The sequence below is a fragment of the Agrobacterium sp. 719_389 genome (assembly GCF_900188475.1).
Classification (GTDB): Bacteria; Pseudomonadota; Alphaproteobacteria; order Rhizobiales; family Rhizobiaceae; genus Agrobacterium; species Agrobacterium radiobacter.
Map to the genome: position 1 here is coordinate 1 of NZ_FYEM01000012.1, position 13591 is coordinate 13591.

The 13591-nt window shown below is 57.9% G+C and carries 14 protein-coding genes; 8 read left to right on the forward strand and 6 right to left on the reverse strand.

Annotated features, from left to right (window positions below; genetic code table 11):
* Positions 1 to 1136: elongation factor Tu (gene tuf / locus CFB10_RS20100; protein WP_020009395.1), on the reverse strand; the 1136-nt coding region annotated here is incomplete at its 3' end.
* Positions 1137 to 1539: 403 nt separating this feature from the next.
* On the opposite strand from tuf, the gene CFB10_RS20105 reads away from it, so the two are divergent.
* Complete coding sequence (locus CFB10_RS20105) at positions 1540 to 2172, forward strand: TerC family protein (protein ID WP_020009394.1); 633 nt, start codon at positions 1540 to 1542, stop codon at positions 2170 to 2172.
* A gap of 471 nt (positions 2173 to 2643) precedes the next feature.
* Here the strand turns inward: CFB10_RS20105 and CFB10_RS20120 are convergent, their stop codons facing one another.
* Both CFB10_RS20120 and CFB10_RS20130 read right to left on the reverse strand, forming a co-directional pair.
* Positions 2644 to 3012, reverse strand: coding sequence for an MliC family protein (locus tag CFB10_RS20120; RefSeq protein ID WP_020009393.1), 369 nt, complete (start codon positions 3010 to 3012; stop codon positions 2644 to 2646).
* A gap of 652 nt (positions 3013 to 3664) precedes the next feature.
* Positions 3665 to 4114, reverse strand: coding sequence for a hypothetical protein (locus CFB10_RS20130; RefSeq protein WP_020009392.1), 450 nt, complete (start codon positions 4112 to 4114; stop codon positions 3665 to 3667).
* Between the two features lie 297 nt (positions 4115 to 4411).
* Here CFB10_RS20130 and CFB10_RS20135 point away from each other — a divergent pair, with 297 nt between their 5' ends.
* Positions 4412 to 4738, forward strand: coding sequence for a BA14K family protein (locus tag CFB10_RS20135; protein ID WP_026363434.1), 327 nt, complete (start codon positions 4412 to 4414; stop codon positions 4736 to 4738).
* Positions 4739 to 4855: 117 nt separating this feature from the next.
* Positions 4856 to 5050, forward strand: a complete 195-nt coding sequence (locus CFB10_RS20140; RefSeq protein WP_026363433.1) for a hypothetical protein — start codon at positions 4856 to 4858, stop codon at positions 5048 to 5050.
* Positions 5051 to 5108: 58 nt separating this feature from the next.
* Here CFB10_RS20140 and CFB10_RS20145 read toward each other — a convergent pair whose 3' ends face one another.
* The 3 genes from CFB10_RS20145 to CFB10_RS20155 all read right to left on the reverse strand — a co-directional run bounded on the left by CFB10_RS20145 (position 5109) and on the right by CFB10_RS20155 (position 9080).
* On the reverse strand, positions 5109 to 6959 hold the full coding sequence (locus CFB10_RS20145) for an ABC transporter ATP-binding protein (protein WP_020009389.1): 1851 nt from the start codon (positions 6957 to 6959) through the stop codon (positions 5109 to 5111).
* Positions 6960 to 7269: 310 nt separating this feature from the next.
* Positions 7270 to 8295 (reverse strand): cyclopropane-fatty-acyl-phospholipid synthase family protein, encoded by a 1026-nt coding sequence (locus CFB10_RS20150; RefSeq protein WP_020009388.1) that lies wholly within the window; start codon positions 8293 to 8295, stop codon positions 7270 to 7272.
* A complete protein-coding gene (locus CFB10_RS20155; protein WP_020009387.1) occupies positions 8292 to 9080 on the reverse strand; it encodes a DUF1295 domain-containing protein in 789 nt (262 codons plus the stop codon). The genes CFB10_RS20150 and CFB10_RS20155 overlap by 4 nt, the downstream gene beginning before the upstream one ends.
* 189 nt (positions 9081 to 9269) lie before the next feature.
* On the opposite strand from CFB10_RS20155, the gene CFB10_RS20160 reads away from it, so the two are divergent.
* From CFB10_RS20160 to CFB10_RS20180, 5 genes are all read left to right on the forward strand, one after another.
* Complete coding sequence (locus tag CFB10_RS20160) at positions 9270 to 10643, forward strand: NAD(P)/FAD-dependent oxidoreductase (RefSeq protein WP_020009386.1); 1374 nt, start codon at positions 9270 to 9272, stop codon at positions 10641 to 10643.
* On the forward strand, positions 10640 to 11458 hold the full coding sequence (locus CFB10_RS20165) for a DUF1365 domain-containing protein (protein WP_020009385.1): 819 nt from the start codon (positions 10640 to 10642) through the stop codon (positions 11456 to 11458). The genes CFB10_RS20160 and CFB10_RS20165 overlap by 4 nt, the downstream gene beginning before the upstream one ends.
* Entirely contained in the window at positions 11445 to 12677 is a 1233-nt protein-coding gene (locus CFB10_RS20170) for a cyclopropane-fatty-acyl-phospholipid synthase family protein (RefSeq protein ID WP_020009384.1), read from the forward strand. The genes CFB10_RS20165 and CFB10_RS20170 overlap by 14 nt, the downstream gene beginning before the upstream one ends.
* A 27-nt stretch (positions 12678 to 12704) precedes the next feature.
* Positions 12705 to 13082, forward strand: a complete 378-nt coding sequence (locus CFB10_RS20175; protein ID WP_020009383.1) for a DUF2147 domain-containing protein — start codon at positions 12705 to 12707, stop codon at positions 13080 to 13082.
* A 77-nt stretch (positions 13083 to 13159) separates the two neighbouring features.
* Positions 13160 to 13591 (forward strand): DUF2177 family protein, encoded by a 432-nt coding sequence (locus CFB10_RS20180; RefSeq protein ID WP_003507662.1) that lies wholly within the window; start codon positions 13160 to 13162, stop codon positions 13589 to 13591.

A 13591-nucleotide genomic window follows, 5' to 3' on the forward strand; every position in this document is an offset into this window, starting at 1 on the left:
CGGCCGCCTTCGCGGATAGCGAAGCGCAGCTTTTCTTCCATCGCGATCGGAACGATCAGCTCGACGTCAACGGTGACGTTGTCGCCAGGCATAACCATTTCCGTGCCTTCCGGAAGCGTAACGATGCCCGTTACGTCCGTCGTGCGGAAGTAGAACTGCGGACGGTAGTTCGTGAAGAACGGCGTATGACGGCCGCCTTCTTCCTTCGTCAGGATGTAGGCTTCTGCCTTGAACTTCTTGTGCGGCTTGACCGAACCCGGCTTGCACAGGATCTGGCCACGCTCGACGCCGTCACGGTTAACACCGCGAACCAGCGCACCGATGTTGTCGCCAGCCTGGCCCTGGTCGAGCAGCTTGCGGAACATTTCAACGCCGGTAACAGTCGTCTTCGAGGTCGGACGGATGCCGACGATCTCGACTTCTTCGCCAACCTTGACGATACCGCGCTCAACGCGACCCGTCACAACCGTACCACGGCCCGAGATCGAGAACACGTCTTCGATCGGCATCAGGAACGGCTGGTCGATCGGACGCTCAGGCGTCGGGATGTAGGCGTCAACAGCAGCCATCAGCTCGCGGATCGCGTCTTCACCGATCTTCTTGTCAGAATCTTCAAGAGCAGCAAGCGCCGAACCCTTGATGATCGGGATATCGTCGCCCGGGAAGTCGTAGGACGACAGAAGTTCGCGAACTTCCAGTTCAACGAGCTCGAGAAGCTCGGCGTCGTCAACCTGGTCGACCTTGTTGAGGAACACGACGATTGCCGGAACGCCAACCTGGCGGGCAAGCAGGATGTGCTCGCGGGTCTGCGGCATCGGGCCGTCAGCTGCAGAGCAAACCAGGATCGCGCCGTCCATCTGGGCAGCACCGGTGATCATGTTCTTCACGTAGTCGGCGTGGCCGGGGCAGTCGACGTGCGCGTAGTGACGGGCAGGCGTCTCGTATTCAACGTGTGCCGTCGAGATCGTGATACCACGAGCCTTTTCTTCCGGAGCCGCGTCGATCTGGTCATACGCCTTGAACTCGCCGAAGAACTTCGTGATTGCTGCCGTCAGCGACGTCTTGCCATGGTCAACGTGACCGATCGTGCCAATGTTGACGTGCGGCTTATTGCGCTCGAACTTGCTCTTTGCCATGTGAATTGCTTCCTGTGAACGTGAAGTAGTTTCCCCGGCGCACCGGTTTGGTGTCGCCGTTTAAGGCTTTGTAAGCGAATGCGCAAGACTTAATTATGAAAGCGTCTTCGCGCGCGCCTTAAGCGTGCCTTGAGGCCTGCATATGGTATCTGGTTTGCGACATTTAAACCCTCGTGGGGTGAGGCAGACGTCGGCCGGGAGAGCCCCATCCGTCAGTATGGCTGATCACTAAACAAGATATTTCTATCACAACTTCTTTACCTGCACCGGCATGATGGCTTAAGTGCATTCCATCGCCGGGGGGAGACGGGCGATGGAATCCGGCGCTGGCGCGCCATCCCATGCCATATCTCGATCCGTCGCCTTTCCCTCGCGACCTCTCTATCCGTTTCAGGACTATCCCATGGAAATCTTCACAGCCGCCGGTTTCACGGCATTTTTACAGGTCATAGCAATCGACCTCGTTCTGGCGGGCGACAATGCCATCGTCATCGGCCTTGCCGCCGCCGGCCTGCCCGCTCATCTTCGCCGCAAGGCGATCCTGGTCGGCATCATCGCCGCCACGGTCCTGCGCATCGGTTTTGCCGCTATCACCGTCCAGCTTCTTGCCATTGTCGGCCTGCAATTGTTCGGCGGACTGCTGCTCGCCTGGGTGTGCTGGAAGATGTGGACGGAACTGCGTGAGGCCGCAGGTTCCATCGAAGACGAGGTGACCGACGAAGAGGCCGACCTGACCAAGGGTCACAAGACCTTCTTCCAGGCCGCGACCCAGATCGTCATCGCCGACGTCTCCATGTCGCTGGACAACGTCCTTGCCGTCGCCGGTGCTGCGCAGGAACACGTGACGGTGCTGATCATCGGCCTCGTCGTGTCTATCGCGCTGATGGGCCTCGCCGCCAACTTCGTCGCCAAGCTCCTGCACCGCTATCGCTGGATTTCCTACCTCGGCCTCATGGTCATCATCTATGTGGCGCTCAACATGCTCTACCACGGCACGCTCGAGGTTCTGCCCTATATCCAGGCCCATCTCGGCTGACACCGCCGGTCAAAACGCTGTTGCACAAGGCCCGGAAACGCCAGTTTCCGGGCCTTTTTCGTAACCTGTGACCGTCAAATCCTCCACCCGGTTTTGCCGTTGCAGAATAGGAAGAATCAATCGCCGCACTTGCTGCAACATCAGGAGAAGACAGGGAAATCGTGAATTCTCGCCGGTGGATTCTGACAATTGAGGTCAGCCACGGGCAAGCCTAGGGAGCTAGTCAATAAGTCATAATAATAAAAAGAAAGGTAAAGCTGCCAATGGCTTATGACTGGAGCGGCGGTCGTACCCGCCGCCTTCGCAGGGTGAGGCTCGGTGTTGTCGCCAGCTCTCTTATCCTGCTGGCGCTTCTTGCGTCGCTCGTTCTTGGCTGAACGCGCCGCGCGCGCACTCCCACGCTGACCGGCGGCATGGCAAGGTTTTCAAGAACCGCCCTGCCGCCGCTCCTTTGGGGGGAAAGTCCAGCGCTCAGGATTTCTTTATCTCCACGCAATGAACCGGCTTTTTCATCTCCGGGTCCGCCATCAGGTTGTAAAGATCCGCCGCATCACCCTTCGACCACCAGACATAAATACCGCCCTGATATTTGGCGCCCGAGCCCGAAATGACATTTGCGGCGACTGTCACGCCATCCTTCAACCCCAGCCGCACGAGGCTGACCTCGCCAGCATTGAAATAGACGGCCTCCACCTTGTCGGCGGCGCATTGATAGACGGTCTCCACCTTTTCGACCGTCGTGTCCTTCGGAAGCGGAATCACCAGGTCTTCAGCCATGACGCCGGTGGCGAGCGATACGGAGAAGGCTGCAACAGATATCGCGGCAACGGTTTTATTCATGATGATCCTTTCCTGATGTCACCGGATCATACGGTCATGCCAGCAAAGCCGAAATGGGGCCGCCGCCTCGCGCCTATCAAATTTTCGGGAAACCCGGCCTCGCAAACATGCGGCAGATCAACGCCGCACCGGACCATGCGGCACTTTCATTCCGTCCGGCAAGCCGGGGCAAAACCTATCGAAACAGCCAATAAACGACGCCAAGGATCACCGTCCACATCAGCAGCGATATGGCCAGCACCGTGAGATAGTTTCGAAATCGTCTGGTCATCCGCCCACATTGCCGGCGAGCCGTCATCAGACAGCCGTATCCGTTGAATTGCTGGATGCGGATCAAGCCGCAGGGTCAATTCGTTCTATCAAGAGATTGAATCTCAAGCCATTCGCAGTTTTTACCCGTCCTAAAACGTGGTTGCCCGTCTAGGGAGTTTCACCCCATCGAGAAACAGGTCCATCCGCGAACAGGTCCTGATCGCGGATGGGACGTCATATCCTCACATGCCGGCGACGGCAGCAAAGGGCCATGGGCGAGGAGGCACAGGCAAAGACGATGCGGGACAGTCGATCGCGACCGAGACCACACGCGTTATCCGAATCTATCTCGGATAACGCGCCAATACCGAAGCAGCGGTCATCGACTCGCCGCCCTGCCTCAGCTCTTCAGGGCGGTGTTGCACAGGCTCCAGTAACCGCCGCCCTTCTGGATCCATTTCAGATCGCCGAGCGTGCCGTCACTCTTGTTCTTGTGGTAGGAGTCGACGCAGGTTTTCAGGCGGGCCTTGCCGGGCGTCTCGCTTGAATATTTCTTATCGACAGCGCTCGGGAAAGCGACGCCCTTCGGGGCTTTTATCGTCGCTTTTTCGGGTTCTTTTTCGGTGGTGGCCGCGACCTGCTTGTCGTCGGCCGCATCCTCAGCGGCCGCCTCGCTGCCGCAGAACTTGGCGCGATAGTCGTTCCACTTGACGTCCTTGGCGGACCCGTCGGCTTTCGCCGCCTGATATTTCACGCTGCACTCCTTCATGGTGAGTGCGGCTGCGGGGGAGACGAACGCCGCCGATGCCAGCAGCGCAAAGGATGAGAGAATGACAACCCTATTAAACATTGAAGACTCCCGTGTGCATGATTGCCGGCCGACTATCTGACCGGATTTTCCGCTTGTCAACGAGCAGTGCGGTAAGGACGGAAACTCAGGTCAACGGGCACGGCACTTGCTCACCGGGCGCACCATATTCGTCGTCAAGCCGGCAAAGCGCCGTCATTTTCAACGCCCGTCGCAGGAACCGGGTGCACCCGCAGCACCCAGCCTCAAGAATCACGTGTTCGTGTGAAGTCAATCCTTCACCGGAACGAATTTCCTAAGTCTTCGTTAGCATACCGAACGAATAACGAGGATTTATCGATGTTGAGGATGCCGAAGACTATCTCCGCGCTCGCTCTTGGCGTCGCAATATCTGCCGCTTTTGTCGTGCCCGCCCATGCTTTCAGCCTCATACAGCCGGCCTATGAGACACAGCAACAGGCGCAGACCTCAGACCAGCGGGGTTATCCTGCCTCAGCCTTTGCGGCAGGAAAAGGCGAAGACGCCACGCCTAACGGTTACGCCCTGTCGCAGGCCGAGATCAACCATGTAAAATGGTGTGCGACGCGTTACACATCCTACCATCCCACCGACAACAGCTATATGGCGGCTGGCGGCACACGGATGCAATGTCTCTCGCCCTATTGATTCGGCTGCGGCCCGGGCCGCGCCGTTTCCGACAAGATAAAATTTACCTTAAATTCTACCGATTTGAACCATTCCCCCAACTGGCCGTTTGAGCCGCGTGCCAGCGGGGAAAATGCGATGTTGTGGAATCTGGAAAAGCTTGAGCAGGAGCGACTTGACCTGATCGAGGTCATTACAGCCTTGCGTCGCGTGGAGCGCCTGTCGCAAACGGATCGCACCTCGATCTTTGATGAAATCACGGCGCATATGGCAAGGCTGAGCGAACTGGATGCGGAGAAACTGCGAATCCAGTCAGCGCTCGATGTAGTCTGAACGCTCGCCACGCCAACCGGCTTATCGCCTCGGCGTCCCCCAATTCGGCGTCTGCTGATCACTCGTCTTCCGGAATAAACCCGCCGATCTGGCGTTTCCAAAGGCGCGCAAACAGCCCGCCCTGCTCAACCAGTTCCTCCGGCCTGCCCTCTTCGATAATCCGGCCTTGATCCAGCACGATGATCCGGTCCATTCGTGCAATGGTCGACAGGCGGTGCGCGATGGCGATCACCGTCTTGCCCTCCATCACGAGATTAAGCTTGTCCTGAATGGCGGCTTCTGACTCGCTATCAAGGGCGGAGGTGGCTTCATCGAGGATCAGGATAGGCGCGTCTTTCAACAGCACGCGCGCAATGGCGACCCGCTGCCGCTGCCCGCCGGAAAGCTTGATGCCACGGTCTCCGACAAAAGCGAGATATCCTTTTCGCCCCTCGCTATCGGCGAGATCGGCAATGAAGGCATCCGCCTTCGCCACTTTCGCCACCTGCTCCACCTCCTCCCGCGTCGCTTCTGGCCGCCCGTAGCGGATATTGTCGCCAACCGACCGGTGCAGCAACGCCACATCCTGTGCAATCACCCCGATATTGCGGCGCAGGCTCATCTGCGTGACCTCGCGAATATCCTGACCGTCGATGCGGATGGCGCCATCCTGAATGTCGTAGAACCGCAGGAGCAGATTGACCAGCGTCGTTTTTCCAGCACCTGACAGACCCACAAGGCCGACCCTCTCTCCCGCGCGGACCTTAAGCGACAGATCATCGATCACCGGTCTGCCGGACTTGTAGGCAAAGCGGATGTGGTCGAAATCAATGTCTCCACGCGCGACATTCAGTTCAGCCGCGCCGGCCCTGTCGGTAATGGTCGGCGGCGTCGTCATGACAGGCATGGCGTCCTTGATGGTGCCGATCGCCTGAAATATCTGCTGGCCCATCTGCAGGAAGGTGAATGTGTGCCCTGACAGCCGCTGCAATATATAGACCGCGCCGACGAATTCTCCGACCGTGATGAAGCCCTTCACCAGACCGGAAAACCCCACCGACAGGATTGCCAGCCACAACGCCATGTTAAGCGCAACCACGACCAGCTCAGACGCGCGGTAGACACGCTGCTCCCTGTGCTGCGTCTGCACCGCCTTCATCAGAATGCGGCGGATTGCGCCCGCCTCGCTGTCTTCGGCTGCAAATTGCTTGATCATCTGCATGTTGCTGTAGAGATCGGTGATCGCCCCCGAGACAAGGCTCTTTTGTTTCGCCGACCGGCGTGACCGTTCCGTGAAGACGGGAGCCAGTTTGACGGCGAGAACCACATTCAGCACGATCCAGATGAACACCGGCAGCGCCAGCTGCCAGGACAGGGCGGCAAGAAGCGCAAGGGAGCCGATCATTTGCAGCAGAAAACGCGGTCCGGTCTGGAATGCGTTGATGATCTGCTGCTGAACGGCTGACGAGACCTGCGAAAGCCGCGAGGCGACCTGCCCGGCATAAAGCTCATGGAAAAACGCCAGATCCTGCCGCTCCACGGCCTTGTGGCCCTGCCACTGGATGGCCGCCGGCATCGCGATGCCAAGCGTGTGCGAATTGAGTGTGTTGAGAAGAAACGATGCCACTGGCATCGCGGGAAAGATCAACAGCCCAAGAACGGTCAGCAGCGGCCATTCATTGCGCAGGAAAGCCTCCGCACCCTGCGCCGTCACGCCATCGACGATCACGGACAATCCCCAGATGATCGACAGGTTGATGGCCTCCACCGCCATGGACGACAGGGCAAGAGCAATGAGGACGCCGCGAAACATCGCAATGAAATGCAGCAGCACCGCGACGGGGCCTTTCGACGGCAGCGGCCGGAAGGGAATGTCGAGCGGCTGTATCAGCGTTTCGAAAGGGCGAAAAATCGTATCTGAAATCGACATGGGCCTCTCGGATCGCAGTTTGGCATCGACGGGGAGGAATCAGCTACGCGTCCGGCATGGAACCATGACCGGCCCTTGACCTCAATTGTAAAGAATAGCTGGTGCGCGCCTTGGCGCGCGCCCTGAACATGGCGTGAAATGAAAGGTTCGCACGATCGCGCCGATCATCGGCAGGTCGAATCAGCGAAAATGATTGCGGGTGAACATGCCTGCAATGGAGAGCAGACAAGGCAAAACGGCGCAAAATCAACGTTTAACGGTGTCTTCGATTTTCAAGGGCGAACACAGCGCCTCTTTTAGTGTTTCGACCTTAACTGGGCATCAGAAGGTAATGTCCGACACCCCAGACCTCCCCACCCTGATGCCCGAACAGCCCGGCGGTTGCGAGGAAGAAAAGTCGCCAGCGGCGTTCCCACAGTCGCGCGTCGTTTCCGTAAACGCGCTTCAGGATCGGCCGGACACGGTCAATCTCCCGGTCAAAATTCGCCAGCCAATCAAGAGCTGTCCGTCGATAATGTAGACCGGACCATCGCCAGTCCTGTTCTACAGTGAAAATCTTCCCAAAACGATGGGGAAGATCGAAGGCAGGCATGATACCGCCGGTGAAGAAATGCCGGGCGATCCAGTCTGCCGGATTATTGTGGTCAAAACGGTAGGATCGGTCACGGTGGTTGAAGACGTGCAGGAAGAACCTGCCTTCCGGCTGCAGCCAGGAACGAACCCGCTCGAATAACATCTGCCAGTTCGACATGTGCTCGAACATCTCCACCGACACGACACGATCGAAACGATTGCCTGTCGTGAAATCATTCATGTCGGCGGTTACCACCGAAAGGTTGGAGAAGCCGCGCTCCCGGGCGCAGCCGATTATGTAGTCACGCTGCGATGCTGAGTTCGAAACGGATGTGATCCGCGCATTGGGAAATCGGCCCGCCATATACAGGGAAAGCGAACCCCAACCGCAGCCGAGTTCCAGAATATCCATGCCATCAAGCAGCCCGGCATGGGCCACTGTCTCGGAAAGCGCCACGGTCTCGGCTTCATCCAGCGTCGTCGTGGCGTCGGGATAATAACAGCAGGAATATTTGCGCTGCGCTCCGAGAACCAGCGAGAAAAACTCCGCTGGGACTTCGTAATGTTGTCTGTTCGCCTCGTCGGTGTGGCTGGCGATGGGAAACGTCGCCATATCCCTCGCAAAGGCCAATTCGGCATCATCGGAAATATTTGCAAGCCGCCGTTTCGTTCGTACACAGAGCATATCTATACCTGCCAGTGTGACCGCGTCAGTGAGCGGCGCGCGTTCTGCGGCATTGATGGCGAAGGCGAGCATATTCATGGCGTTTCCTCGTTCTTGCGCGGCCCCGGAAAGAAGGCGTTGACGCGGCGTTGCAGGACGCGGAACCTCTCTCCGCGCGATTTCAACATGTGCTCTTCAAGCGGCGGAATGCCGGAGACGTGGACGAGCAGCCAGTACATCATGATGGGTGCAACAAGCGACGCCCAGGACAAGACCTGCTCCTGAACGGCGAGCAGCGGGAAACTGCACCAGAAAAGCCATTCGAAGAAATAATTGGGATGGCGGGAATAACGCCAAAGGCCGGTTTCACAGACGCCGGTTTTTGCTTCCGGCGTTTTCCTGAATTTTGAAAGCTGTGCATCCGAGAGCGCTTCACCAGCCAGTGCGGCAAAAGCGACCGCCGTGGCGAAAATATCGATGAGACGCGGAAAACCCTGGCCGTTGCCGGCAGCGAGATAAACCGCAAGAACGAGCACGAAAGCGGCAATGGCCTGTATCTGGAGGAAGATGAAAAGTCTGAGAGGGGCTGCGCTGCCCCATTGCCTGATGAGCTTTGCATAACGGGGATCTTCTCCGCCGCCCTGCGTGCGCATGCCTATATGCCCGGCAAGTCGCAACGACCAGACGACGACAAGGGAAAATACGACCGCGCGTCGCCAGCCTTCTCCTTCCGCGAATAAAACTGCCAAAACTCCGCCAAACCCGACACTCGCCGACCAGACGGTGTCGATCCAGCCGCTCGAACCGGTTGCTCTTTGCAGCGCCCACGCACCTGCCATCAGAAGCGACATGAGAACGGCAAGCGTCAGGATCACAGACAACATCACTACTTCGCTCACGGTTTGAACAGATGGAGACCGGGTTTCGTGATGGCAAATACGACCGAACCGGCAAAAGAGTTTCAGATTTCGGAAAAGACTCCAAAAAAACACCCGCCGCTGAAACTTATTCGCCCCCTGCCTCGTATCTGCGCTGTCCCACGGCAAATTTCTGTAATGCGATGGCGAGGATAGATGACCGACACGGAAACGAGACAAAAAGATAGGCGGCACCGCATCGCAATTGTGGGAACGGGAATTTCCGGCCTGTCAGCAGCGTGGCTTTTGTCGAAACAACACGATGTCACGGTCTTTGAGGCGGCTGATCGCGTCGGCGGCCACAGCAACACGGTGACATTCGATACGGATAAAGGACCGGCTCATGTCGATACCGGGTTCATTGTCTATAACGAGTGGACCTATCCCAATCTCACCGCGCTTTTTCGAACGCTTGACGTACAGACCGCAGCGTCGAACATGTCTTTTGCCGTTTCTCTCGACAATGGCGACTTTGAATATTCCGGTGGAACCGGTCTTGGCCTGCTGGCACAGAAGAGAAATGTGCTCAGACCACGTTTCTGGGCGATGCTTGCGGACCTCCTTCGGTTTTACCGCAATGCCCCTCGCGACCTGCATTTGATGGGCAATATATCGCTCGACGAATATCTCACGCACAACCGGTACGGATCGGCGTTCCGCGACGATCATCTTTACCCCATGGCGGCAGCCATATGGTCTACGCCGGCCATGGAGGTCGGCCGTTATCCGGCTGCGCATTTTATCAAATTCTGCCGCAATCACGGCCTGCTGTTGCTGCGCGATCGGCCGGTCTGGCGCACCGTTGTCGGTGGCTCGCGCGAATATGTGAAACGCATCACAGCGCCATTTGCGGATCGAATTCGCCTCTCGACACCGGTGACACGCATTCGCCGCCTTCCGCGCGGCGTCGAACTCACCACGGGGGACGGAGAAACTGCCCGCTTCGACGACGTGTTGATGGCAACCCATGCAGATCAGACGCTGGACATGCTCACGGACGCCTCGCCCGCTGAACAGCGCATCCTCGGCGCCTTTGGCTACACGAAAAACCGCGCCGTGCTTCACACCGACAGCAGTTTCATGCCCCGTCGCCGCGCCGCCTGGTCAAGCTGGAACTATGTTGCCGATACGCGCATTAAGGCGGGCCAGCCAAGCATCACATACTGGATGAACAGGCTTCAGCCGCTGGGAGAAACCCCGGACACTTTCGTAACGCTGAACCCGGTCCGGGAACCGGATCAAGGAAAGATCATCGCCGAGGAAACCTATCACCATCCCGTTTTCGACGCCGGCACAGAGCAGATGCGTCAGGAGCTTTGGGCTTTGCAGGGCCTGCGAAACACCTGGTTCTGCGGCGCTTATTTCGGATCGGGTTTTCACGAGGACGGGCTTCAGGCCGGGCTTGCGGTTGCCGAAGATTTAGGCGGGGTGACACGGCCATGGAAGGTTGCCGACGATAGCGGCCGGATCATTCGCCTGGATTTGAAAACCATTGCGACGGACACGACACTCATGGAGGCGACAGCATGACGTCTCCCTTCACGTCAGCGCTTTTTCCGGGCAATGTGACCCATGCGCGCTTCAAGCCGAAAATCCACAAACTGGCCTACCGGATTTATTCGCTGCTTCTCGATCTCGATGAACTTGAGACGCTCGACCGGAAATTGCGGTTTTTTTCCGTGGACCGCTTCAACCTCTTCTCATTTCATCGCAGGGACCGTGGCGACGGCAGCGCGATTGGTCTGCGCCGGCAGATAGAGACGGCGATGACGGCGGCGGGTATCGCCGTGGATGGAGGGCCTATTCGCCTTCTCACCATGCCGCGCCTGCTCGGCTGGGCTTTCAACCCTCTGAGCGTGTTCTTCTGCTATGGGCGCGACACGTCGCTGAAAGCCATCCTCTGGGAGGTGGATAACACCTTCGGGCAACGGCATTCCTATCTGATCCCGGTGGAGGCCGGCAAAGAGACCGAGATCGTCCAGCGATGCGACAAGGCTTTCTATGTCTCGCCCTTCATGGACATGGACCTACGTTATGTTTTTCGCGTCGTCCCGCCAGGTGACAGGCTGAAGATCGTCATCGAAACTTTCGACGATGACGGCGTGGTCCTGACGGCCCGCCATCTTGCCCGGCGCGTCGAGCTGACCGATCGCGCTCTGCTCAAAGCCTTCGTCACCATCCCGTTCCTGACGCTCAAGGTCGTTCTCGGCATTCACTGGGAAGCCCTTAAAATCTGGCTGAAAGGCGTGCGGCTCAAAAAACGTCCGCCGCCGCCCGCCGAGCCCGTCTCATTCGTTCATCCTTCATCATCGCAAATCGAGGCCAGAATTCATGACCCCGTTTGAAAATCTCTCTGAATTATCGACGCAGGGCACTCGCCTCAACGGTCGTGCCGGCATGGGCACATGGCTCATCAGCCGGATGCTGAACAATATCGAGCGCGGCCGGCTGCGCGTAACCCTTCCTGGCGGTGGAAACATCGAAAAATCGGGCGATTCGGAAGGTAACGAAGCCATTCTCGTGCTGCATAACTGGCGGGCCATCCGCAGGCTGCTCGTCAACGGCGATATCGGCTTTGCGGAAGGCTTCATCGAAAATGACTGGTCCACGCCTGACCTGACGGCGCTCATCCGTTTCGCTGCTCAAAATCGCGAGGCATTTGCAAGGTCGATGCGCGGCAGCCTGCCCATGCGTCTCATCAACCGGCTTGCACACGGGCTGAATGCCAATACCAGACGCGGCAGCCGCCGCAATATCGAGGCGCATTACGATCTCGGCAACGAGTTCTACCGGCAATGGCTCGATCCCACGATGCTCTATTCCTCGGCGATTTTCGACGAAACCACCACCAGCCTTGAGGCCGCGCAACGCAAGAAACTCGAGCGCATTGCGGAGAAGCTGCAGCTGACCGGAAATAACAACGTACTCGAAATCGGCTGCGGCTGGGGTGCGCTCGCCATCCATCTCGCCACGCAGCACAATACGAACGTGACCGGCATCACCATTTCCCCCTCCCAGTTGCGCTGGGCAGAAAATGCGGCGGAGAAAGAAAACAAGGCGGGCCGGATCGATCTCAGGCTGCAGGATTACCGCGACGTACAGGGTCAATTCGACAATATCGTCTCGGTGGAAATGTTTGAAGCTGTCGGCGAAGCCTATTGGCCAAGCTATTTCGAAACGCTGAAACGCTGCCTGAAACCCGGCGGCCGTGCGGTGCTGCAAATTATCTCCATTGAAGAAAGCCGCTTCGACACCTATCGGCGCAAGGCCGATTTCATTCAGAAATACATCTTCCCGGGCGGTTTTCTACCCTCCGATTCCGCGCTTGAAAAAGCCATGGGACAAGCCGGCCTGAAACTCACGGAGACGGAGCTTTTCGGCCAGTCCTATGCGCTCACACTGTCGGAATGGCGCCAGCGTTTTCACGCCCGATGGCAAACGATTTCCCTGCTTGGCTTCGATGAGTGCTTCCGGCGGCTGTGGGACTATTACCTCTGCTACTGCGAAGCGGGTTTTGCCGAGGGAACCATAAATGTCGGCCTATACACGATAGAACACGGATGAGGCGGGGCGAACAAGCGGAGAAAGACAATGAAAATCAGCAGATTGGCAATTGTACCCGCCCTCTTCCCGACGCTGGCAGGCCTCGGTGCGGCAGCAGGCGAGATTGACGGAAACTGGGCGCGTGGCGACGGCAAGGCGAAAGTGCTGATCGCGCCGTGCGGCGAGAAAATATGCGCCACGAACACGTGGATCAAACCCGGCACCGCAAAAGAAAAGACCGGTGATCGCCTGATCATGGACATCAAGCAGAGCGATGCGGGCAGCTATTCCGGCACCGCCTTCGACCCGCAACGGGAAAAATCCTACAAGATAACGGTGACGGTCGCGGGCAATAACATGACCACGAAAGGCTGCATCGTCGCCGGCCTGCTGTGCAAGGGCATAAGCTGGACCAGGATCGACTAGCGCATACTCAAATCGCTTCTCTTTATTCTCGTCATCCCGAAAAAACGTCGCCTGATCAAAGGCAAAGGAAAACACCGATGAAGACATACCTCGCCGCTTATTCCTTCACCCTCATCGCATTTCTGGTGATCGATTTCATCTGGCTGAGCACCATGGCGTCGCGTCTTTACCGGCCAGCCATCGGCGATCTTCTGGCGGAAAATTTCCGCCTTGCTCCTGCAATCGTCTTTTATCTCATCTACGCCGCCGGCCTCACTTTTCTCGCCGTTCGTCCGGCTCTGATTTCGGGCGAATGGACCACGGCTCTGCTTTATGGCGCAGCGGTCGGCTTCATGGCCTATGCTACCTATGATCTGACCAATCAGGCCACGCTGAAGAACTGGTCCACCACCCTGACTGTTGCCGATCTACTGTGGGGAACCTTCGTCTCCGCGGCAGCGGCCATCATCGGTTATCTCGTCACGGTCCGCCTCATCGGCCCGCTTGAAAACTCGGCGGGTCTGTCATGA